The sequence below is a fragment of the Flavobacteriales bacterium genome, from assembly GCA_013214975.1.
In the GTDB taxonomy this organism is placed as follows: domain Bacteria; phylum Bacteroidota; class Bacteroidia; order DT-38; family DT-38; genus DT-38.
The window spans coordinates 1-2,036 of sequence record JABSPR010000034.1 but is presented as its reverse complement, the minus strand read 5'-3'; the positions used below and the strand labels follow the sequence as shown (position 1 = coordinate 2,036).

The following is a 2,036-nucleotide window of genomic DNA, read 5'->3' as shown; positions in this document are numbered from 1 at the left end:
CTTATTTAAAATTTAATTTTGATGAATCCACAAAGTCTACTATATATATATATGACTTAAGTGGCCGACAAGTGTCTAGTATAATTAATGGAAATTACATAAACAATCAAGTTAGATTAAACCTTCCTGAACAAGGCGATAATGTCTATGTAGTACATGTGGAAACACCAAACAAGAACTATACTAACAAGCTTGTTCAATAAAACGTATGCAAAGAAGACAAAAATCTTTTCTCATTACAGTCATCCTAATGATCTGTGGATTGGGCGCAAGTAATACATTTGCGACAACCCCTCCTGCTCCTGGCGGCGGCGGCGGCAGTTCAGAACCACCTTGCTGGCCACCTCCTTGTACTATTCCTATAGATGGAGGATTGTCTTTCCTAATTGCTGCAGGTGCAGTGTATGGCGGAAAAAAAATTATGGCCAAAAATAACGTCTAAATAAAAATCCCGTATTAGCATATATTGAGATCATTATGAAACTTGATTGGCTTAAAAATCCGTTAGTTAAATCGTTACTTATTGCAGTAGGAATATACTTTTCATGGTATGTTGTCTACGATTTATTCTTACATCCACATGGAGGATTAGACAAGATTATTGTAAGAAACTCTATAGGAATATCCGAATTCTTCTTAAACTTATTTGGGTTCGAAACATTCAGCAATTCAAGAGTTCTTGGTATTGAGTCTACCATGGGACTATGGGTTGGTGATCCATGTAATGCCATCCCCCTCATGGCAATATACGCTGGATTTATAATTGCTCTTCCTGGAAATATTAAAAAAAAGATTATCGTTATACCATTAGGAATAATTGCCATTCATATTCTAAATATCATAAGAATATTTTCGCTGTGTATTATTCTCCTCAAAGCCCCATTCACGCTGGATTTTAATCACACTTATACATTTAGCTTGGTTATTTATGGTTGTATATTCTTCTTTTGGATGTTTTGGGTTAAAATAGTTAAAGCGGATATTGATAATTCTAATAAGGCTTGAGAGATACACGTTTCTTAAAAAAAACAAAAAACTCGATTGTTGGAATACTAGCTGTTGCTCTTTTCTCTTTAACCTACTTCAGAGAATATATTTTCCTAGGAATAAATAAGATTATCCGGCATCAAACATTCGTACCCAACTCTATCTTTGAATCTCTTGCCAAACTCTCAACAAACCAACTTACACTATTAAAATGGGGCTTAGTGTGTATATTCGCTCTAAGTACTTGTGCATTAACAGTACTGATATTGAATATTGTTTTCAAACCTAAATCGTATATCATAACAACAATTGGAACTTACGTGAGTATACTTACGATAGCGTTCATCTGCGTGTTATTGGGATACATTCTAGGTAATTATAATAAAGGCTACTATTTCGCAAGAATACTTATTGGTTTAACTCAAAGCCCTATAATTCTCCTCCTTCTAATTCCTGCAATACAACTAACAAAAAAATAATACCTTAAAAAGGCAAAATACATTAAATAATAATTTTACATTTGCGGGCTTTTTTACAACAAATAATATAAAATAAATAATGAAAAGAGACGATCAAATATTTGATATAATTGCGAAAGAACGCCAAAGACAACTCGAAGGTATTGAATTAATTGCCTCAGAAAATTTTGTAAGCGATCAAGTAATGGAGGCCATGGGCTCTGTATTAACTAATAAATATGCAGAAGGACTTCCTGGAAAAAGATATTACGGCGGATGCCAATTTGTAGATTTATCTGAGCAATTAGCTATCGATAGATTAAAAGAATTATTTGGTGTAGAATGGGCTAACGTTCAACCACACTCTGGTGCATCAGCAAACTTTGCTGTATTTCTGGCTTGTATCAACCCAGGCGACACAATCTTAGGTTTTGACTTATCTCACGGTGGTCACTTAACACACGGATCGCCTGTTAACTTTTCTGGGAAACACTACAACACTACATTTTATGGTGTAGACGAAGAAACAGGAACTGTTAACTACGACAAAATGGAAGAGACTGCTATTAGAGAGCAGCCTAAATTAATTAT

The 2,036-nt window shown here is 34.4% G+C and carries 4 protein-coding genes; all 4 read left to right on the top strand.

Annotated features, from left to right (window positions below; all coding sequences use genetic code 11):
* The coding region (locus HRT72_02410; GenBank protein NQY66563.1) for a T9SS type A sorting domain-containing protein at positions 1 to 203 on the top strand (203 nt) is incomplete at its 5' end.
* Between the two features lie 5 nt (positions 204 to 208).
* Entirely contained in the window at positions 209 to 442 is a 234-nt protein-coding gene (locus HRT72_02405) for a hypothetical protein (protein NQY66562.1), read from the top strand.
* A gap of 35 nt (positions 443 to 477) precedes the next feature.
* Positions 478 to 1,005, top strand: coding sequence for an archaeosortase/exosortase family protein (locus HRT72_02400; GenBank protein NQY66561.1), 528 nt, complete (start codon positions 478 to 480; stop codon positions 1,003 to 1,005).
* Between the two features lie 540 nt (positions 1,006 to 1,545).
* Positions 1,546 to 2,036 (top strand): serine hydroxymethyltransferase (gene glyA, locus HRT72_02395; protein NQY66560.1); only part of this gene is annotated, 491 nt, incomplete at its 3' end.

Bases quoted from the DNA above. Each gene is read 5' to 3' on its own strand.
- HRT72_02405 (NQY66562.1), top strand. From the start codon at position 209: ATGCAAAGAAGACAAAAATCTTTTCTCATTACAGTCATCCTAATGATC.
- HRT72_02400 (NQY66561.1), top strand. From the start codon at position 478: ATGAAACTTGATTGGCTTAAAAATCCGTTAGTTAAATCGTTACTTATT.